Genomic DNA, 20,028 nt, shown 5'->3' on the forward strand with positions numbered 1-20,028 from the left:
AACTCAGCGAATGATGCCGCGGGTGGAACGGGTGAAGAAATCGAGGTACAGCTGCACCACCGGCTGCTCTTTAGCCAGGGCTTCGATTTCCGCTTTCGCTTCATCCAGCGTTTTCTCGCTGCGATACAGGATCTTGTAGGCGTTACGGATCGCCTGCATTTCATCCTTGTCAAAACCGCGGCGCTTCAGGCCGATCGCATTGACGCCGAACGGCGTCGCGTGGTTGCCCTGCGCGATGACGAAAGGAGGCACGTCCTGAGCGACGCCGGAACAACCGCCTACCATCACATGCGCACCGATAATGCAGAACTGGTGGATCGCCGTCATGCCGCCGATGATGGCGTGATCGTCGATTTCCACGTGTCCACCGAGCGTAGCGTTGTTGGCCAGCACGCAGGCGTTGCCCACCACGCAGTCATGCCCGATATGCGTATTGACCATCAGCAGGTTATCGTTACCCACTTTGGTCAGGCCGGTGCCCTGCGCGGTGCCGCGGTGAATGGTGACGCTTTCGCGGATGCGGTTGCGATCGCCTACTTCAACGCGCGTCGGTTCGCCCGCGTATTTCAGATCCTGGTTCACTTCACCGATGGAGGCGAACTGATAAATCTGGTTATCGCAGCCAATCTTGGTAATGCCGTTCACCACCACGTGGGACTTCAGCACCGTGCCGGCGCCGATTTCCACCTGGGAGCCGACGTAGCAGAAAGGGCCGATGTGCACGTTGGCGCCGATCACGGCGCCTTCTTCGACTATCGCGCTAGGATGGATAAAGGCGGTTTGGTCAATCACGGATTAAGCCTCCCGGCTGCGGGCACACATCATGGTTGCTTCGCAGACAATTTTACCGTCAACGGTCGCCACGCCCTTGAAGCGCGTCAGGCCACGGCGGGTTTTCTCAAAGGTGACTTCCATGATCATCTGATCGCCTGGCACTACCGGGCGCTTGAAGCGGGCTTCATCGATGCCGGCAAAATAGTACAATTCGCCCGGCTCCAGTTTACCGACGCTTTTAAACGCCAGGATACCGGTAGCTTGCGCCATGGCTTCCAGAATCAATACGCCTGGGAAAATCGGTTTACCAGGGAAATGCCCCTGGAAAAACGGCTCATTCACAGATACGTTCTTCACCGCACGCAGATATTTGTGCTCTTCAAACTCGAGGACGCGGTCGACCAGCAAGAATGGGTAACGGTGAGGAAGCAGCTCCAAAATTTCTGCAATATCCAGAGTATGAGTGTCAGTAGTCAAAATACTCTTCCTGTCTCTAAAAACTGATGGCATCAACAACACGGCCTGCGCTGCCCCCAATAAGGAGGAAGTCATGCAGGCCGCAAATTAACAACTCTTTGCGCTTTTGGTCTCATGACCAACGCGTTTCGTTTTGTACCCAGCGTAGCGGGCGGGCAATGACTAGTCTTTTCCGACTTTTCGTTCGACAGCTTTTAAGCGTTTGCTAATCTCATCGATATTCATCACCAACGCAGCGGTTTTACGCCAAACCTTGTTGGGTTGTAACGGAATGCCCGAAGAGTATACCCCAGGTTCGGTGATTGGTCGCATAACCATTCCCATTCCGGTAACAACAACCTTGTCGGCGATTTCCATGTGACCATTGATCACGCTGGCTCCGCCGATCTGGCAGTAGCGGCCGATTTTCAGGCTGCCCGCCATGATCACACCGCCGGCGACGGCAGTATTGTCGCCAATCACGACGTTATGTGCAATCTGGCATTGGTTGTCGATGATAACACCATTCCCGATCTGGGTGTTATCCAACGCGCCGCGGTCGATGGTGGTGCAAGCGCCGATCTCGACGCGATCGCCGATAATCACCGTGCCCAGCTGAGGGATTTTGATCCACTCGCCGCGTTCGTTGGCATAGCCGAAACCGTCGGCGCCGATAACGGTGCCGGACTGGATCAGGCAGCGCTGGCCGATCTCGACTTCATGATAAATAGTGACGTTCGCCCACAGGCGCGAACCTGCGCCAATGCGTGCGCGTTTGCCGACAAAGCAGCCCGGGCCGATAACCACGTTATCGCCAAGCACTGCGCCTGACTCGATCACCGCATTCGCGCCAACGGCGACGTTCTGCCCAAGCCGCGCTTCAGGGGAAATGACCGCGCTTGGCGCGATATCCTGGGCGGGGGCCGGCGTGGTATCCATCAGCTGCGCCATGCGCGCGTAGGTCAGGTAAGGGTTTTTAACCACCAGCGCCGCAGAACGGCAGTGTGGTAAATCCGCCTCGGTGAGCACCACGGCGCTCGCCTGGCAGGATGCCAGCTGCTCTTGATAGCGGCTGTTTGACAAAAACGTGATTTGGCCAGCCTGTGCCGAATGCATAGAAGCAATGCCGGTGATGACGAGATCGCCATCACCGTGCAATTGTGCATCCAACTGCTGCGCTAAATCAGCCAGTCGAATTGAAAGCATGTGTTATTTAACCTGTTTCAGCACGTCAGCAGTGATGTCCTTGGAAGAACCTGCGTAGGCAACGGCGTTAGCGTCGATCACTACGTCATAGCCTTCTTTGCTGGCAACAGATTTCACAGCGTCCTGAATACGGCTCAGGATTTTGTTACGCTCTTCCATCTGGCGACGACGGTTGTCCTGCTCGAAAGCCTGCGCTTTCTGAGAGAACTGCTCGCGCTGCGCCATCACGTCTTTTTCCAACTTGCTGCGATCGCTGGCTTTCATGGTAGCGCCATCACGCTGCAGACGCTGCATTTTGGTCTGAAGGCTACGTTCCATATTCTGGAGTTCGCCCGCACGGCCTTTAAACTCGTTTTCCAGCTGTTTAGCGACGGCTTCACGTGCTGGCAACTGTTGGAAAATGCTGGAGACGTTAACGACAGCGATGTTATCTGCTGCCTGAACGCCAGCTGAAGCAGCCATTGCTAAACCGAGGCCTGCGGCACACAACCACTTTTTCACTATAAACTCCTTACCATCACCCATTTGTGTCACATGACACTGAAGTACACAATCTGCCAGACTTAAGCCGCTAAACAATGAGAATCATCTCCCTCTGCAGCGCGGCGCCTGGCATTTGCGATTCTAAATAACTGTTCTGCCCAGAGGCCGGACCCGTTACCAGGTCTTACCAATGTTAAACTGGAACTGCTCGGACTTGTCGCCATCGTACTTCTTGAGCGGGTTGGCGTAAGAGAACACCAACGGCCCCAACGGCGACATCCACTGCAACGCGACACCGGCGGAAACGCGGATGTTGCTCGCCTTGCTGTAGTCAGGCACATCATACATGCGCGTCTGATCGGTATTTTCCCATTTGGTATCCCAAACGGTACCCGCATCCATAAACAGCGAAGTACGCACCGAGTTGGCGTATTTCTCGCTGATAAACGGCGTCGGGGTGATCAGCTCCAGGCTGGCGACGGCCATGGCGTTACCGCCCACCGCGTCATCCGAATTACAGATGTTCTGGCGTGAGGTCGTGCTGCCGGCGTTAAACTGGCACTGGTACGAGTTGGAATTGTAGTACACCGCTTTCGGGCCAATGGTATTGGACTGGAAGCCGCGCACGGTGCTCGAACCACCGGCATAGAAGTTCTCGTAGAACGGCATTTCCTTGCCACCCAAGCCATCGGCATAACCCAGACGGCCACGACCCAACACCACCCAGGTGCGATCGTCGTTGATCGGCACGTACTGCACGCTGTCCAGGGTGACCTTGTAGTATTCGTTGTCCGAGCCCGGAATGGTGACCTTGCCGTTCAACGTGGTGCGGTTGCCCGACGTCGGGAAGTAACCGCGGTCCAGGTTGTTGTAGGTCCAGCCCAGGTTCAGGGTGAAATCGTCAGACGAGTAGCTGGCGCGATCGGTGGTGTTCGGATTCAACCCCATCGAGTCCAGATAGCGCCACATGGCGATTTGCGGCTGCATGTTCGACAGCCCGTTATGCACGTAACCCAAGCCGGTGCGCAACGAGTTGTTTTCGTTGATTGGGAAGCCCAGCGTGCCGTCGATACCGTAACTCTTGTTGGTATAGTCGGACAGGTCGGCGTTATCCGCTTTAAAGTCGTTGTAGAATATGCGGCCGCCCAGGCTTACACCGTCAACGGTGAAGTACGGGTCGGTAACCGACAGCTCGGTGTAGGTCTGGTAATCGTTCTTGGTGCCGCTGATGCCGACGGAATAGCCGGTACCCAACCAGTTGTCCTGCTGCACGCCCGCCTGGAAGCTGACGCCGCTCTCGGTGCCGTAACCGACGCCGAAGTTGAAGGTACCGGTGTTGCGTTCTTTCACCTTGTAGGTCACGTCTACCTGATCGGCGGTGCCCGGCACGCGCTGGGTTTCCACGTCGACCGTCTCGAAGTAGCCCAGACGGTTCAGACGCTCTTTGCCCTGCTCAACCTGAGCGTTGCCCAACCAGGCGCCTTCCATCTGGCGCATTTCGCGGCGCAGTACGGAATCTTTGCTGGTGTCGTTGCCTTCGAACTTGATGCGGCGCACATAGAAGCGGTTGCCCGCGTCGACGTTCACGTGCAGCTTGACGGTCTTATCCGCGTCGTTGATTTCAGGCTGGGTGGCGACACGCGGGTAAGCGTAACCATAACGGCCCAACATCGTTTTGATGTTGTCTTCCATCTTGGTCACTTTGCTGCCGTTGTACAGTTCGCCCGGCTCGATTTTGGTCAACTGCGCGACTTCCGCCGAGTGGCCCGCCAGGTTGCCGTTCACCACCACGTCGGAAAGCTTGTACTGCTCGCCTTCGGTAATGTTGATGGTGATGTAGATGCCTTTTTTATCCGGCGTCAGGCTGACCTGGGTAGAATCGATGTTGAAACGCGCGTAGCCGCGGTCCAGATAGAAGCTGCGCAGGGTTTCGAGATCGCCCGCCAGTTTCTGTTTCTGGTATTTGCGATCGCCGACCAGGTTCCACCACGGCACTTCGTCACGCAGTTGGAAGCGTGAAATCAGTTCGTCGTTGGTGAAGGCATGGTTGCCGACGATGTTGATTTGCTGAATCTTGGCGGAGACCCCTTCCGTGAACACCAGCTTCAGGTCAACACGGTTGCGCGGCAGCGGCGTGACAACGGCTTTCACCGAGGCGCTGTATTTACCGACGCTGTAATAGAAGTCTTCCAACCCTTTTTCAATGCTGGAAATGGTGGTGCGGTCGAGCGCCTCGCCGACCCGGACGCCGGAGGCTTCCAGGTTCTGCTTGAGCATGTCATCTTTCACCGACTTGTTGCCGGAGAAAGTGATGCTGGCGATGGTGGGACGTTCCTTAACCTGAACAATCAGCGTATTACCATCGCGCAGCACGCGAACGTCCTCGAAGTTGCCGGTGGCAAACAAGGCACGGATGGTATTACCGATATCATCGTCAGTGACGGTATCGCCTACGCGAACCGGCATGTTGAGTAACGCCGCACCGACGGCGACTCGCTGCAGGCCTTCGAAATGAATGTCTTTCACTACGAACCCGTCTGCACCGTATACGGTGGCGCTGCCAAACAGCAGCGACGCTATGAGCAACTTTTTCATCGCCATCGTTGTTATGCGTTCTTCCTAACCTATCCCCGCCCCTAAAGGCGAGAAAAATCATTGAAAAGTGCAAGACCCATCAGCAACACCAGCACGATCGAACCTATGCGGTAGCTGTAGTCCTGTACTCGCTCGGAAACCGGCCCACCCTTCAGCTTTTCTATCGCCAGGAAGAGGAGGTGCCCACCATCTAACACCGGTAATGGGAACAGGTTGATGATCCCCAGGTTGACGCTAATCAACGCCAGGAACATCAGATAATACACGAAACCAACCCCGGCTGACGCCCCTGCTCCCTGTGCAATCGAAATCGGGCCACTCAGGTTGTTCAGCTTTACATCACCGGTTATTAATTTACCCAGCATGTTGACCGTCAGCTTCATCAGTTGCCAGGTCTTGTCACCGGCCTGATACAGCGCCGGGAACGGTCCATACTGACGAATCGTCTTATACTCGTCCGGCAACGGCAGCACTTTCGGAATAACGCCCGCAAAGCCCACCGATTTGTCTTTTCCCACCGGCTTTGTATCCGGTATCAGCGTCAAAGACAAGGGGGCGCCGTTTCTTTCGATCTCCAAAGCCAGCGGCTGACCCGGGCCGTCGTGAATACGCCTGACCAGCGTTTGCCAACGACCCAGCAGTTGCCCATCGACTTTAACGATCCTGTCCCCCGCTTGTAAACCCGCCTTTTGCGCCGCCGAATTCGGCTGCACCTCGGCGAGCACTGATTCTATCTGCGGGCCGCGCGGAATAATACCCAGCGCCACCACGGGATCCTGCTTGTCCGGTTCGAAATTCCACTGGCGCAAATCCAGGGTTTTCACCACCTGTTGCGAAGAGCCGAACGGCGCAACGCCCACTTCGGTTTGCGCATCGCCAATCTTCGCCACCAGCGCCAAACGAACTGATTCCCAATCAGGCGTTTCGATACCGTCAACCGACTTTAGTTCCATTCCGGGTGAAATTTCGGCCTTTGCGGCGATGGACTGCGGCGCGATTTGACCGATGACCGGACGGAAGCTGGGAACGCCGATGATAAACACCAGCCAGTAAGCAAAGATAGCAAACAGGAAATTGGCAATGGGGCCGGCGCTGATGATAGCCGCGCGCTGCCACACGCTTTTGTTGTTGAAGGCCTGGTGGCGAAACTCCGGCGCCACCGCGTCCACCCGCTCATCCAGCATTTTGACGTAGCCGCCCAGCGGGATCAGCGCGATAACGTATTCGGTGCCCTGGCGGTCGGTGCGGCGCCAAAGCGCACGGCCGAAGCCGATAGAAAAACGCTCAACGCGCACGCCGCAGCGGCGGGCGACCCAAAAGTGCCCGAACTCGTGCACGGTGATTAACACACCGAGCGCAATCAAAAACGCTACCAGGTTCCAGAGCACGCTGAACATTATCCTTCACTCCCCGCCATTGACGGATTAAAACACTAACAGCATCAGGCAGGCAAATACTGGCACTGCGGCGGTCAGGCTATCGATACGATCCAGTATGCCGCCATGGCCCGGTATCAGATGCCCGCTGTCCTTGATACCCGCTTCGCGTTTGAACATGCTCTCGGTCAAGTCGCCCAGCACCGAAGCCAGCGCGGCGATCACCGAACAGGCCAACAGGGTGGCCGGCACGATGTTTAGCGGCGCGTAACGGCCAAACAGCCATGAGATCACCGCCGACGTCACCAGCCCGCCAATCAGCCCTTCCCAGGTTTTACCCGGCGACACCTTCGGCGCCAGCTTATGCTTGCCGAACAGCTTGCCGAACATGTAGGCACCGGAATCCGCCCCCCACACCAACAGCATCACGTACAGCAGCCACCAGGCGCCGATAAACGGGTTTTGTTCATAACCGAACTGGCGCAGCGCCAGCATGCCCCAGAAAAAAGGCACGATAGTCAGCAGGCCGAACAGCAGGCGCAGCGGCCGCGAGTTGCGCCACATCGCCGCTGACCCGGGATAAAACAGCACCAGCAGCAGCGCCGCAAGCCACCAGGCCAGCGAGAGCCACAGCGGGCCGCTTACCTGAGGCAGATCGACGGAATGGTGGTAGGCGGGCACGCTGAGCATCATCAGCACCAACAGAAAACCGCACAGTATCGCCAACCAAATACGCTGCGAGCGGGAAGCGAATCCGGCCAGTTGGCCCCACTCCCAGGCAGCTAACATGCATACCGCGAGCGTTACCAGAGCGAATGCCAAGGGAGGCAGTAAAAACAGCGCTGCGATAACGATCGGAATTAAAATCAGAGCAGTTATGAGGCGATACTTCAGCAAATGTTCCCCCTAGGACGCATCGGCGCCGATAGGTGTTGTTCCCCCGAAGCGACGCTCACGTTGTGCAAATGCATTCAGCGCACCTTCAAAGACAAGTTCATCAAAATCAGGCCAGAGCACATCAGTAAAGTAAAGTTCGGCATAGGCGATTTGCCACAGCAGAAAATTACTGATGCGGTGTTCGCCGCCGGTGCGGATAACCAAATCCACCGGCGCCAGATCGCTCATGCAGACCCGCTCGCTCAATAACTCTTCGCTGATTTGGTCCGGGCGCAATACGCCGCCCTGCACCTGCTCGGCCAGTTCCCTTACTCCCTGAATGATATCCCAACGGCCGCCGTAGTTGGCGGCGATGTTGAGCGTCAGGCCATCGTTATTTTCCGTCAGCTGTTCGGAGCGATGAATACGCTCCTGCAAACGCGCGCTGAAACGGCTGATATCGCCGATCACTCGCAGCCTGACGTTATGTTTATGCAGGCTTTTTACTTCACTATCCAGGGCCCGAACAAAAAGCTCCATCAATGCGGAGACTTCCTGCGCCGGGCGATTCCAGTTTTCGCTGCTGAAGGCATAAAGCGTGAGCGCATCTAAATGGTTGTTGGCGGCAAAGCTCACCGCGCGGCGCACCGATTTCACCCCTGCTTTATGACCGAAGACACGTAACTTCCCCTGACGTTTAGCCCAACGCCCGTTGCCATCCATGATAATGGCCACATGGCGCGGCCCCAGTAGGGACGGATTAGCCTCTTGTTGATTTGCGGACGACATAACTCGTACTTATTTCCTCAATAGAAATATAACTGCCCTTCCGGAACATCAGGCCCATACGCGCAAAAAAGCCGTGTGCCCGACACGGCTTTGCAGTCTGCCCCGGCGGTGCCCGCGATATCCGGGCCGCCATCGGCATTCAAGATGCCAATCGGGCCATTATTCAACGGTATAACCGCTGACAAGTGGCGCAGACTATACCACCTCAGCAGAGCATGAACAAACGGCCCCACTGCGGCTCGCGCGAATTACGAACAAAATCGGATAATAACCGTTATCAACCGCGCAGCGATTTGACCACCTCATTGGCAGCCGCCCGCGCCTGACGATCTATCTCTATGACCGCGTCGATGCACGACGGTTCCTGCAACGACAGACGCTCCACCACCCTGCGGTTCACGTCGGCGATGTCGGTAAAGCGGATCCGCTCCCGCAGGAACGCCTCTACCGCCACTTCGTTGGCCGCATTGAGCGCGGTGGTCGCCGCCTGGCCGGCGTCGAAGGCTTCGATAGCCAAATACAGGCAAGGGTAACGTTCGCGTTCAGGCTCGGCGAAGGTCAGGGCGCCGATACGGCAGAAATCCAGCGCTTCCACGCCGGAACTCACCCGCTGCGGGTAAGCCATCGCATGGGCGATCGGCGTGCGCATGTCCGGCGTGCCCAGCTGGGCCAACACGCTGCCGTCGGCGTAGCGCACCATCGAGTGGATCACCGACTGCGGATGCAGAATGACTTCCATTTGTTCGGCCGAGGCGTTAAACAGCCAGCGGGCCTCAATATATTCCAGACCTTTGTTCATCATGGTGGCGGAGTCCACCGAGATCTTGCGGCCCATCGACCAGTTAGGGTGGGCGCAGGCCTGATCCGGCGTCATCGCGGCGAACTGATCCAGCGGCGTGGCGCGGAACGGGCCGCCTGAACCGGTAAGCACGATGCGCGAAACACCATGATCGTCCAGCGAAGAGTATCCCAACTGGCGCTGAATGCTCTCAGGCAAACTCTGAAAAATCGCATTATGCTCGCTGTCCAGCGGCAGCAGCTGCGCCTGGCTCTTTTGCACCGCATCCATAAACAGGCGGCCGCAGGTCACCAGCGACTCTTTGTTCGCCAGCAGCACCTGCTTGCCGGCGCGGATCGCCGCCAGCGTCGGCAGCAGCCCAGCGGCGCCGACGATCGCCGCCGTCACCTGATCGACGTCGCTCAGCGCGGCCAGCTCGCAAGCCGCCTGTTCGCCCGCCATCACCTCGGTAGCGACGCCATTTTCCGCCAGGATAGCGCGCAGCTCGCGCGCGGCGCTTTCATCCGCCATCGCAGCAAAGGCCGGACGGAACTCCATGCACTGCTGCGCCATTACCGCCACGTTGCGCCCGGCAACCAGCGCTTTAATCGCAAAACGTTCGGGATGTTCCCTGACCACGGCCAGAGTGCTGGTCCCTACCGAGCCGGTCGAGCCAAGAATAGTCAGTTGCTTCATGAGTTCACTCTGAATCACTGTCTGATGAGATCGAAGGTGTTCCAGTGTGAAACCTTGGACACCGCTTGTCCATGATCTTTCAGTACGTTAATACGGGATCTGCGCCACAAAAAACAAAGCGCCGCCCAGGCGACGCTTTTTTTATGCGCGATGCGGATTAGAAATCCAGCAGCTCTTTCTCTTTCTCTGCCAGCGCGGCATCAAGCAGCTTGATGTAGGCGTCGGTCATTTTCTGAATGTCGTCCTGAGAACGGCGATCTTCGTCTTCGCTGATTTCTTTGTCTTTCAGCAGCGCTTTCACCTTATCGTTGGCGTCACGGCGCACGTTGCGCACGGCCACGCGGCCCTGCTCGGCTTCGCCGCGCACCACTTTGATCAGGTCTTTGCGGCGCTCTTCGGTCAGCGGAGGAAGCGGAACGCGGATCACGCTGCCGGCGGAGCTTGGGTTCAGGCCCAGGTCGGAAGCCATGATGGCCTTTTCAACCGCCGAACCCAGAGAGCGGTCAAACAGGTTGATAGCCAGAGTGCGGGAGTCTTCAACGGTCACGTTGGCCAGCTGACGCAGCGGGGTAGACGCGCCATAATATTCCACCATGATGCCGTCCAGGATGCTTGGAGACGCACGGCCGGTACGAATTTTGCTGATTTGGTTTTTGAATGCTTCAACGCTTTTTTCCATGCGTGTATCGGCATCTTTTCTGATTTCATTAATCACGTTGCGAACCCTTGGAAGCTGGTTACTTGGCAGGCGATACGTCGAGTATAGCCCGTGAATTTTACTCAGGGAGAGCGGACAGCGCCTGGCGCCGTCCACCCCCGCAAAAATAGCGGTGAACAGCCTTATTTGCTGATCAGCGTACCTTCGTTTTCACCCATCACCACGCGGCGCAGCGCGCCAGGCTTGTTCATGTTGAACACGCGGATCGGCAAGCCGTGATCGCGGGCCAGCGTAAACGCCGCCAGGTCCATCACTTTCAGCTCGCGCTCCAGCACGTCCTGATAGGTTAACTGCTCATACAGCGTCGCGTCCGGATTTTTAACCGGGTCGGCCGAGTAGACGCCATCCACTTTGGTGGCTTTCAGCACCACGTCCGCTTCGATCTCGATGCCGCGCAGGCAGGCGGCGGAGTCGGTGGTGAAGAACGGGTTGCCGGTGCCGGCGGAGAAGATCACCACGCGGTTGTTGCGCAGCAGGCTAATAGCCTCTGCCCAGCTGTAGTTGTCGCACACGCCGTTCAGCGGGATTGCCGACATCAGGCGGGCGTTCACATAGGCACGGTGCAGTGCATCACGCATAGCCAGGCCGTTCATCACGGTAGCCAGCATTCCCATGTGGTCGCCCACTACGCGGTTCATCCCGGCCTGCGCCAGGCCCGCGCCGCGGAACAGGTTCCCGCCGCCAATAACTACACCGACCTGAATTCCCAGTTCGACCAGCTCTTTCACTTCCTGAGCCATGCGATCCAAAACGCTGGCGTCGATACCAAAACCTTCTGCACCTTGCAGGGCTTCGCCACTCAGTTTAAGCAGAATACGCTGATATACGGGTTTTGCATTGGTTGCCATGGTGTTCTGTCCTAAGAAGCAGTATTAGTATTGGGGATTTCAGCCGATGAAATGCGCCTGAGCTGAGTATAACGCCACAGGGCTTACCAACGGTGTAATTCTGGCTGGATAATATGGAACCGCCAGACGGCGGTTCCATTAGCAGTCATTAAGACTGTTTGCTCATTGCCGCAACTTCAGCAGCAAAGTCAGTTTCAACTTTCTCGATGCCTTCGCCAACTTCGAAGCGGATGAAGTTGATCACATCGGCGTTGTGCTCTTTCAGCACCTGGCCAACGGTTTTGCTTGGCTCGATAACGAAAGGCTGACCGGTCAGAGAAACTTCGCCGGTGAATTTCTTCATGCGGCCTTCAACCATTTTCTCTGCGATTTCTTTCGGCTTGCCAGACTGCATGGCGATGTCCAGCTGAACCTGGTACTCTTTTTCTACCACTTCAGCAGACACGTCTTCCGGCTTCACGAATTCTGGCTTGCTTGCCGCAACGTGCATGGCGATTTGCTTAACCAGCTCTTCGTCAGCGCCTTTAGCCGCGATCAGAACGCCGATGCGCGCGCCGTGCAGGTAGCTGCCCAGCACGTCGCCTTCCAGGGAAGCAACACGACGAATGTTGATGTTTTCGCCGATTTTCGCTACCAGGGCTACGCGCTCTTCTTCGAACTGTGCTTTCAGCACGTCAACGTCAGTGATTTTGCCTGCAACAGCGGCATCCAGCACTTTGTCAGCGAACGCCTGGAAACCGGCGTCTTTAGCAACGAAGTCAGTCTGGCAGTTAACTTCCAGGATCATGCCGTAGTTGCCTTCGATCTTGGTTTTGATCACGCCGTCAGCAGCTACGTTGCCTGCTTTTTTCGCTGCTTTGATCGCACCAGATTTACGCATGTTTTCGATTGCCAGCTCGATGTCGCCGTTGGCTTCGACCAGCGCTTTCTTACAATCCATCATGCCAGCGCCGGTACGCTCGCGCAGTTCTTTTACCAGAGCAGCGGTAATATCAGCCATTTCTTTTTCCTCGGTTATCTCACGCGGAGACAGTTCTCATTCAGATAAGCAAAGGGGGCCTTTAAGGCCCCCCTAACCAACATATGTCAATACCTGGTTAATAAGGGCTCAGTAACGAGCTTGCCTTATTATTCAGCTTCTACGAAGCTTTCTTCCGCCTGAACGGCCAGATCTTGAGAACGACCTTCACGGACGGCGGTAGCAACGGCAGTCAGGTACAGGTTAACTGCACGGATTGCGTCGTCGTTACCAGGGATAATGAAGTCAACGCCGTCTGGATCGGAGTTGGTATCAACGATAGAGAATACCGGGATACCCAGGTTGTTGGCTTCTTTAATCGCGATGTGTTCGTGATCTGCATCGATGACGAACAGAGCGTCAGGCAGACCACCCATGTCCTTGATACCACCCAGGGAGTTTTCCAGCTTGGCCAGTTCGCGAGTACGCATCAGCGCCTCTTTCTTGGTCAGCTTGTCGAAGGTGCCGTCTTGGGACTGGATTTCCAGATCTTTCAAACGCTTGATGGACTGACGAACGGTTTTCCAGTTAGTCAGCATGCCGCCCAACCAGCGATGGTTCACGAAGAACTGGTCGCAGTTGTGTGCAGCTTCTTTTACCGCTTCGCTTGCTGCGCGCTTGGTACCAACGAACAGGATCTTGCCTTTACGGGAAGAGATCTTGGTCAGTTCAGCCAGAGCGGCGTTGAACATTGGTACGGTCTGCTCAAGGTTGATGATGTGAACCTTGTTACGAGCGCCGAAGATGAAAGGCTTCATTTTCGGGTTCCAGTAACGGGTTTGGTGACCGAAGTGTACACCGGCCTTGAGCATGTCGCGCATGGAAACAGTTGCCATGATTAAACCTCTATATAGATTAGTTGGGGTTATGCCTCCACGTATCCCATAACGCCGACCCCGGCGGTGACGAATCACCTCGAGGCACCCCGGCGGATGTGCCGATACGTGTGTGTTATTTACACAATGTGAGTGCAGTTAAAGTATTTTCGGCCATTTACGGCATTGTCACAAGGACCATGTCGCGGATCGCCGGCGCGCTTTATACCATAATCCCGCCGCGGACACCAACTTTTGTTGCGTTTGGCCGGCCTGCCGGAAATGAAATTTGGCAGCCCCCCGGCCGGGCTGATACCATAAGCCATTGCTTCTTATTGTCGACGATAACGACACTTGCGGACGAATTTCATGGCAATCTCAATTAAAACACCCGATGACATCCAAAAAATGCGCGTGGCCGGTCGCCTGGCCGCCGAAGTGCTGGAGATCATCGAGCCGCACGTCAAACCTGGCGTGACCACCGGCGAGCTGGACCGTATCTGCCACGAGCACATCACCAACGAGCAGCAGGCCATCTCCGCCTGCCTCGGCTACCACGGCTTCCCTAAATCCGTGTGCATCTCGGTGAACGAAGTGGTGTGCCACGGCATCCCGAGCGACGACAAGGCGCTGAAAGACGGCGATATCGTCAATATCGACGTCACCGTCATCAAAGACGGCTTCCACGGCGACACCTCCAAAATGTTCATCGTCGGCAAGCCGACCATTCTGGGCGAGCGCCTGTGCCGCGTCACTCAGGAAAGCCTGTATCTGGCGCTGAAAATGGTGAAACCGGGCATCCGCCTGCGCACCCTGGGCAAAGCTATCCAGCAGTTCGTCGAAGCCGAGAGATTCTCCGTAGTGCGCGAATACTGCGGCCACGGCATCGGCGAAGTGTTCCACGAAGAGCCGCAGGTGCTGCACTATGACGCCGACGACGGCGGCGTGGTGCTGCAGGCGGGCATGGCCTTCACCATCGAACCTATGGTCAACGCCGGCGACTACCGCATCCGCACCATGAAAGACGGCTGGACGGTAAAAACCAAGGATCGCAGCTTGTCGGCGCAGTATGAGCATACTATTGTGGTCACTGATAACGGCTGCGAGATAATGACGTTGCGCAAGGATGACACCATCCCCAACATCATTACGCACGAGATGTAAGCGCCGCGGCCATTCGCCGCGATGCATGATGTCACAGGCCGGCTTTTGCCGGCCTTTTTTATGGGCAGCGTATTATGTCTGAAAATTTTCGCCATCAGGAAACCCCGGTCATCCCGCCGCAGGCCGTGCCGAAGCAGCCTGAGTATCCCAACGTCTACGCGGACGAAGAGCTCAACTGCCTGGCGCTGAAACAGCGTCTGGAGCAGTTCCAGCTATGGCTGGCGGCGGCGTTCGACGCCGGCTCCAGCGCCGAGAGCCTGGTGGCGGCGCGCAGCGATTTCATCGACCGGCTGCTGCGCCGCCTGTGGACCTTTTACGGCTTTGAAGATATCCCGGAAACCGCGCTGGTGGCGGTCGGCGGCTATGGCCGCGGCGAGCTGCATCCGCTGTCGGATATCGACGTGCTGGTGCTCAGCCAGCGCCGGCTTAACGAACAGCAGTCGCAGCGGGTCGGCGAATTCATCACCCTGCTGTGGGATCTGAAGCTGGAGGTCGGCCACAGCGTGCGCACGCTGGAAGAGTGCCTGCTGGAAGGGCTGGCCGACCTGACCGTGGCCACCAACCTGATCGAGTCGCGCATGATCTGCGGCGACGTGGCGCTGTTCCTGCAGATGCAAAAGCACATCTTCAGCGACGGCTTCTGGCCTTCGCCCAAATTCTTCCACGCCAAGATCAATGAACAGCAGGAACGCCATCAGCGTTATCACGGCACCAGCTACAACCTGGAACCGGACATCAAGAGCAGCCCGGGCGGCCTGCGTGATATCCATACCCTGCTGTGGGTGGCGCGCCGCCACTTCGGCGCCACCTCGCTGGACGAAATGGTCGGCTTCGGCTTCCTCACCCAGGCGGAGCGCAACGAACTGAACGAGTGCCAGAGCTTCCTGTGGCGCATCCGCTTCGCGCTGCACCTGGTGCTGCCGCGCTACGACAACCGCCTGCTGTTCGACCGCCAGCTCAACGTCGCGCAACTGCTGCGTTACGAGGGCGAAGGCAACGAGCCGGTCGAGCGCATGATGAAGGATTTCTACCGCATGACGCGCCGCGTCAGCGAACTGAACCACATGCTGCTGCAGCTGTTCGACGAAGCGATATTGGCGCTGGACGCCACCGAAAAACCGCGCCCGCTGAACGACGACTTCCAGCTGCGCGGCAACCTGATCGACCTGCGCGACGAAACGCTGTTCATCCGCCAGCCGGAAGCCATCATGCGCATGTTCTACCTGATGGTGCGCAACCGCGAGATCAAGGGCATCTACTCCACCACCGTGCGCCAGCTGCGCCATGCGCGCCGCCACCTGAAGCAGCCGCTGTGCACCATTCCGGAGGCGCGCGATCTGTTTATGGCCATCCTGCGCCACCCGGGCGCGGTGTCGCGCGCGCTGGTGCCGATGCATCGCCACAGCGTGCTGTGGGCCTATATGCCGCAGTGGGGCAAGATCGTCGGCCAGATGCAGTTCGACCTGTTCCACGCCTACACCGTCGACGAGCACACCATCCGCGTGCTGCAGAAGTTGGAAAGCTTCGCCGACGCGCAAACCCGCCCACGCCACCCGCTGTGCGTGGAGCTGTACCCGCGCCTGCCGCACCCGGAATTGCTGCTGCTGGCGGCGCTGTTCCACGACATCGCCAAAGGCCGCGGCGGCGATCACTCGATCCTCGGCGCGGAAGACGTGCAGGAGTTCGCCGAGCTGCACGGTCTCAATTCACGCGAGACCCAGCTGGTCGCCTGGCTGGTGCGCTGCCACCTGTTGATGTCGGTGACCGCCCAACGCCGCGACATCCAGGATCCGACGGTTATTCAACAGTTCAGCGCCGAAGTGCAAAGCGAAACCCGCCTGCGCTACCTGGTGTGCCTGACGGTGGCGGATATCTGCGCCACCAACGAAACCCTGTGGAACAGCTGGAAGCAAAGCCTGTTGCGCGAGCTGTACTTCGCCACCGAAAAACAGCTGCGCCGCGGCATGCAAAACAGCCCGGATCTGCGCGAGCGCGTGCGGCATCACCGGCTGCAGGCGCTGGCGCTGCTGCGCATGGACAACATCGACGAAGAGGCGCTGCACCGCATCTGGAGCCGCTGCCGCGCCGACTACTTCCTGCGCCACTCGCCGAACCAGCTGGCCTGGCACGCGCGCCATCTGCTGGCCCACGACTCGACCCAGCCGCTGGTGCTGGTCAGCCGCCAGGCCACGCGCGGCGGCACCGAGATTTTCATCTGGAGCCCGGACCGCCCTTACCTGTTCGCCGCCGTGGCCGGCGAAATGGACCGCCGCAACCTCAGCGTGCACGACGCGCAGATCTTCACCAACCGCGACGGCATGGCGATGGACACCTTTATCGTGCTGGAGCCGGACGGCAGCCCGCTGGCGCAGGATCGCCACGCGGCGATCCGCCACGCGCTGCTGCAGGCCATCACCCAGCGCGAATACCAGCCGCCGCGCGTGCGCCGGCCGTCGTCCAAGCTGCGTCACTTCAGCGTACCGACCGAAGTCAGCTTCCTGCCGACCCACACCGACCGCCGCAGCTATCTGGAGCTGACCGCGCTCGATCAGCCCGGCCTGCTGGCCCGGGTGGGTGAAGTGTTCGCCGATCTCGGCCTGTCGCTGCATGGCGCGCGCATTTCCACCATCGGCGAACGGGTGGAAGATTTATTTATTCTTGCCGACAGCGATCGCCGCGCCCTCGATCAGGAAACGCGCAGAAAGTTGGAACAACGGTTGACAGAGGCCCTCAATCCAAACGATAAAATGTGATACAAGTAACTTTTTACCGACAACATCAGGACAGAGAACAGAATGCAGCAATTACAGAACGTTATTGAAAGCGCCTTCGAACGCCGTGCGGACATCACCCCGGCGAACGTAGACCGCGTAACGCGCGAAGCGGTAAACCAGGTGATCGGCCTGCTGGACAGCGGCGCACTGCGCGTTGCCGAGAAGATCGACGGTCAGTGGGTAACGCATCAGTGGCTGAAAAAAGCCGTGCTGCTCTCTTTCCGCATCAACGACAACAAAGTGATGGATGGCGCAGAAACCCGCTATTACGACAAGGTGCCGATGAAGTTCGCCGACTACGACGAAGCGCGCTTCCAGAAAGAAGGCTTCCGCGTGGTGCCGCCGGCGACCGTGCGCCAGGGCGCATTCATTGCCCGCAACACCGTGCTGATGCCGTCTTACGTTAACATCGGTGCCTACGTCGACGAAGGCACCATGGTCGATACCTGGGCCACCGTCGGCTCCTGCGCGCAGATCGGCAAGAACGTCCACCTGTCCGGCGGCGTCGGCATTGGCGGCGTGCTGGAGCCGCTGCAGGCCAACCCGACCATCATCGAAGACAACTGCTTCATCGGCGCACGCTCCGAAGTGGTTGAAGGGGTGATCGTGGAAGAAGGCTCGGTGATTTCCATGGGCGTTTACCTTGGCCAAAGCACCCGCATCTACGACCGCGAAACCGGCGAAGTGCACTACGGCCGCGTACCGGCCGGCTCGGTGGTGGTATCCGGCAACCTGCCGTCCAAAGATGGTTCTTACAGCCTGTACTGCGCGGTGATCGTCAAGAAAGTCGACGCCAAGACCCGCGGTAAAGTCGGCATTAATGAGTTATTGCGCACCATCGACTAAATTAAGATAGCGGGTGATTCACCCGCTATTTTTTTGTCTGCGTTTCGTAGGCAGTCACAGTCGCAGACCCGCTTTTCCGCCATAATCGCAGTCGTGGAATATAACGATCACATCTAAAGAGGGCGCAGTATGTACGATAACTTGAAGAGTTTGGGCATCAATCAACCGGAAGACGTCGATCGCTATAGCCTGCGTCAAGAGGCCAATAACGACATCCTCAAGATCTATTTCCGCAAGGACAAGGGCGAGTTCTTCGCCAAGAGCGTGAAGTTCAAGTACCCGCGCCAGCGTAAAACCGTGGTGGCGGACAACGCCGGGCAGGGCTACAAGGAAATCCACGAGATCAACCCGAACCTGCGTTACGTGATCGACGAGCTGGATCAGCTGTGCCAGCGCGATCAGGTGGAAGTGGACCTGAAGCGTAAAATTCTCGACGACCTGCGCCATCTGGAAGGCGTGGTGTCGCACAAAATCGCCGAGATCGAATCCGATCTGGAAAAGCTGACCCGCGGCAAATAATTCAGGGCCGGTTCACCCGGCCCTTTTTCATTTCAGCAAGCTGCCCCACTGCTCGACCCACGGACAGGAGACGACCTCCGGCTCCGGCTGTTCCATGGCGTCAATCTCCAGCGTTTCACCTACGCGGGTCGCGCCCTGCTCCTGCAGCAGCGCATCGAACGCGCGCCCGGCGCCGCAGAAATTGTCATAGCTGCTGTCACCCAGCGCAATCAGCCCATAGTGCAGCTCCGGCTGGTAGCCGACCTGGTCGCGGATGGCGTGGAACAACGGCGCAATGCTGTCCGGCAGATCGCCCTGCCCGGTGGTCGAAGTGATCACCAGCGCGTAGTGCTGGCGATAAAATTGCCAGGCCTCCAGCCGGCCCTCTTCGAACAGTTTGACCTCATGGCCCTGTTCCCTGAGGATATTTTCCGCCTCTTCCGCCACCAACAGCGAATTACCGTAAACGGTTCCCACGAAGATACCAACCTGAGCCATGGCTCCTACTCCCTTCATTACCTTTGAAAATTGTCAGCTATCCTGACCGTTACCCGCGTTAAACTCAACCCCGGCAAGTTCAGGGAAAACCCCCGCCCAACCAAACTGCGCCATCACGCCCTGCCAGGGTTCATCCCAACGTGCGGAAATGTGCAGCGGTTGGCCGGTCACCGGGTGGTTCAGCTGCAGATGGCTGGCGTGCAGCATCAGCCGCGCACAGCCGAAGTGCAGCGCCATACCGCGGTTCTGGCGCAGATCGCCGTGCTTGCTGTCGCCGATGATCGGATGGCGAAGGTGCACCATATGGCGGCGCAGCTGATGCTTGCGGCCGTTTTCCGGTTTCAGCTCCAGCAGGCTGTAGCGCGCGCTCTCGTAGCGCCCAATGGCGACCGGCATATCTACCTGCGCCAGCGGCCGATAGTGGGTCACCGCCGGTTGCGGGCCCTTGTCGGCCGTCGCATGCTTATCGGCGATCTTATCCAGTTCTTCCGTCAGCGGGTAGTCAAGGGTCGCCCCCTCCTGCACGTAGCCGCGCACCACCGCATGATAGGTTTTCTGCACCTGATGTTGCTCGAACTGCTGCGACAGCAGGCGCGCCACCTCGCTGGACAACGCCATCAACAGCACGCCGGAGGTTGGGCGGTCGAGGCGATGCACGGTGAACACGTGTTGACCGATCTGGTCACGCACCGTCTGCATCATAAACCGCGTTTCGTGGCGATCCAGCCAGCTGCGGTGCACCAGCCAGCCGGACGGTTTGTTCACCGCCACCAGGTGCTCATCCCGGTACAAAACCTCAATCACAATCTTTGTTCCTACG

The 20,028-nt window shown here is 57.9% G+C and carries 19 protein-coding genes; 4 read left to right on the forward strand and 15 right to left on the reverse strand.

Annotated elements, in window-relative coordinates:
- Positions 1–3: 3 nt before the first annotated feature.
- The 13 genes from lpxA to rpsB all read right to left on the reverse strand — a co-directional run bounded on the left by lpxA (position 4) and on the right by rpsB (position 13,449).
- Complete coding sequence (gene lpxA / locus KHA73_RS18945; protein WP_234585981.1) at positions 4–792, reverse strand: acyl-ACP--UDP-N-acetylglucosamine O-acyltransferase; 789 nt, start codon at positions 790–792, stop codon at positions 4–6.
- Positions 793–795: 3 nt separating this feature from the next.
- Positions 796–1,251, reverse strand: a complete 456-nt coding sequence (gene fabZ / locus KHA73_RS18950) for a 3-hydroxyacyl-ACP dehydratase FabZ (RefSeq protein WP_015673553.1) — start codon at positions 1,249–1,251, stop codon at positions 796–798.
- 162 nt (positions 1,252–1,413) lie between these two features.
- A complete protein-coding gene (gene lpxD, locus KHA73_RS18955) occupies positions 1,414–2,436 on the reverse strand; it encodes a UDP-3-O-(3-hydroxymyristoyl)glucosamine N-acyltransferase (protein WP_234585982.1) in 1,023 nt (340 codons plus the stop codon).
- Between the two features lie 3 nt (positions 2,437–2,439).
- Positions 2,440–2,937, reverse strand: coding sequence for a molecular chaperone Skp (gene skp / locus KHA73_RS18960; RefSeq protein ID WP_234585983.1), 498 nt, complete (start codon positions 2,935–2,937; stop codon positions 2,440–2,442).
- A 156-nt stretch (positions 2,938–3,093) separates the two neighbouring features.
- Positions 3,094–5,520, reverse strand: coding sequence for an outer membrane protein assembly factor BamA (gene bamA, locus KHA73_RS18965; protein WP_234585984.1), 2,427 nt, complete (start codon positions 5,518–5,520; stop codon positions 3,094–3,096).
- A 35-nt stretch (positions 5,521–5,555) separates the two neighbouring features.
- A complete protein-coding gene (gene rseP, locus KHA73_RS18970) occupies positions 5,556–6,911 on the reverse strand; it encodes a sigma E protease regulator RseP (protein WP_234585985.1) in 1,356 nt (451 codons plus the stop codon).
- 27 nt (positions 6,912–6,938) lie between these two features.
- Positions 6,939–7,787, reverse strand: coding sequence for a phosphatidate cytidylyltransferase (gene cdsA, locus KHA73_RS18975; RefSeq protein WP_234585986.1), 849 nt, complete (start codon positions 7,785–7,787; stop codon positions 6,939–6,941).
- A 9-nt stretch (positions 7,788–7,796) separates the two neighbouring features.
- Complete coding sequence (gene ispU / locus KHA73_RS18980; RefSeq protein WP_234585987.1) at positions 7,797–8,555, reverse strand: (2E,6E)-farnesyl-diphosphate-specific ditrans,polycis-undecaprenyl-diphosphate synthase; 759 nt, start codon at positions 8,553–8,555, stop codon at positions 7,797–7,799.
- A gap of 277 nt (positions 8,556–8,832) precedes the next feature.
- A complete protein-coding gene (gene ispC, locus KHA73_RS18985; protein WP_234585988.1) occupies positions 8,833–10,029 on the reverse strand; it encodes a 1-deoxy-D-xylulose-5-phosphate reductoisomerase in 1,197 nt (398 codons plus the stop codon).
- A 157-nt stretch (positions 10,030–10,186) separates the two neighbouring features.
- The gene (gene frr / locus KHA73_RS18990; RefSeq protein ID WP_234585989.1) at positions 10,187–10,744 is read right to left on the reverse strand and encodes a ribosome recycling factor; all 558 of its coding nucleotides are present in this window, start codon (positions 10,742–10,744) and stop codon (positions 10,187–10,189) included.
- Between the two features lie 125 nt (positions 10,745–10,869).
- Complete coding sequence (pyrH, locus tag KHA73_RS18995) at positions 10,870–11,595, reverse strand: UMP kinase (protein ID WP_004931940.1); 726 nt, start codon at positions 11,593–11,595, stop codon at positions 10,870–10,872.
- 148 nt (positions 11,596–11,743) lie between these two features.
- The gene (gene tsf, locus KHA73_RS19000) at positions 11,744–12,595 is read right to left on the reverse strand and encodes a translation elongation factor Ts (RefSeq protein WP_234585990.1); all 852 of its coding nucleotides are present in this window, start codon (positions 12,593–12,595) and stop codon (positions 11,744–11,746) included.
- Between the two features lie 128 nt (positions 12,596–12,723).
- Complete coding sequence (gene rpsB, locus KHA73_RS19005) at positions 12,724–13,449, reverse strand: 30S ribosomal protein S2 (protein WP_061796733.1); 726 nt, start codon at positions 13,447–13,449, stop codon at positions 12,724–12,726.
- A 348-nt stretch (positions 13,450–13,797) separates the two neighbouring features.
- On the opposite strand from rpsB, the gene map reads away from it, so the two are divergent.
- The 4 genes from map to KHA73_RS19025 all read left to right on the forward strand — a co-directional run bounded on the left by map (position 13,798) and on the right by KHA73_RS19025 (position 18,731).
- Positions 13,798–14,592, forward strand: coding sequence for a type I methionyl aminopeptidase (map, locus tag KHA73_RS19010; RefSeq protein ID WP_234585992.1), 795 nt, complete (start codon positions 13,798–13,800; stop codon positions 14,590–14,592).
- Positions 14,593–14,666: 74 nt separating this feature from the next.
- A complete protein-coding gene (glnD, locus tag KHA73_RS19015; protein ID WP_234585993.1) occupies positions 14,667–17,345 on the forward strand; it encodes a bifunctional uridylyltransferase/uridylyl-removing protein GlnD in 2,679 nt (892 codons plus the stop codon).
- 42 nt (positions 17,346–17,387) lie between these two features.
- Positions 17,388–18,212, forward strand: coding sequence for a 2,3,4,5-tetrahydropyridine-2,6-dicarboxylate N-succinyltransferase (gene dapD, locus KHA73_RS19020; RefSeq protein WP_061796737.1), 825 nt, complete (start codon positions 17,388–17,390; stop codon positions 18,210–18,212).
- 129 nt (positions 18,213–18,341) lie between these two features.
- Positions 18,342–18,731 (forward strand): DUF3461 family protein, encoded by a 390-nt coding sequence (locus KHA73_RS19025; RefSeq protein WP_006318690.1) that lies wholly within the window; start codon positions 18,342–18,344, stop codon positions 18,729–18,731.
- 27 nt (positions 18,732–18,758) lie between these two features.
- Here the strand turns inward: KHA73_RS19025 and KHA73_RS19030 are convergent, their stop codons facing one another.
- Together KHA73_RS19030 and truC are read right to left on the reverse strand one after the other, a co-directional pair.
- On the reverse strand, positions 18,759–19,208 hold the full coding sequence (locus KHA73_RS19030; protein ID WP_234585995.1) for a flavodoxin: 450 nt from the start codon (positions 19,206–19,208) through the stop codon (positions 18,759–18,761).
- Positions 19,209–19,241: 33 nt separating this feature from the next.
- Entirely contained in the window at positions 19,242–20,012 is a 771-nt protein-coding gene (gene truC / locus KHA73_RS19035; protein ID WP_234585996.1) for a tRNA pseudouridine(65) synthase TruC, read from the reverse strand.
- Positions 20,013–20,028 lie beyond the last annotated feature (16 nt).

The organism is Serratia entomophila (assembly GCF_021462285.1).
Classification (GTDB): Bacteria; Pseudomonadota; Gammaproteobacteria; order Enterobacterales; family Enterobacteriaceae; genus Serratia; species Serratia entomophila.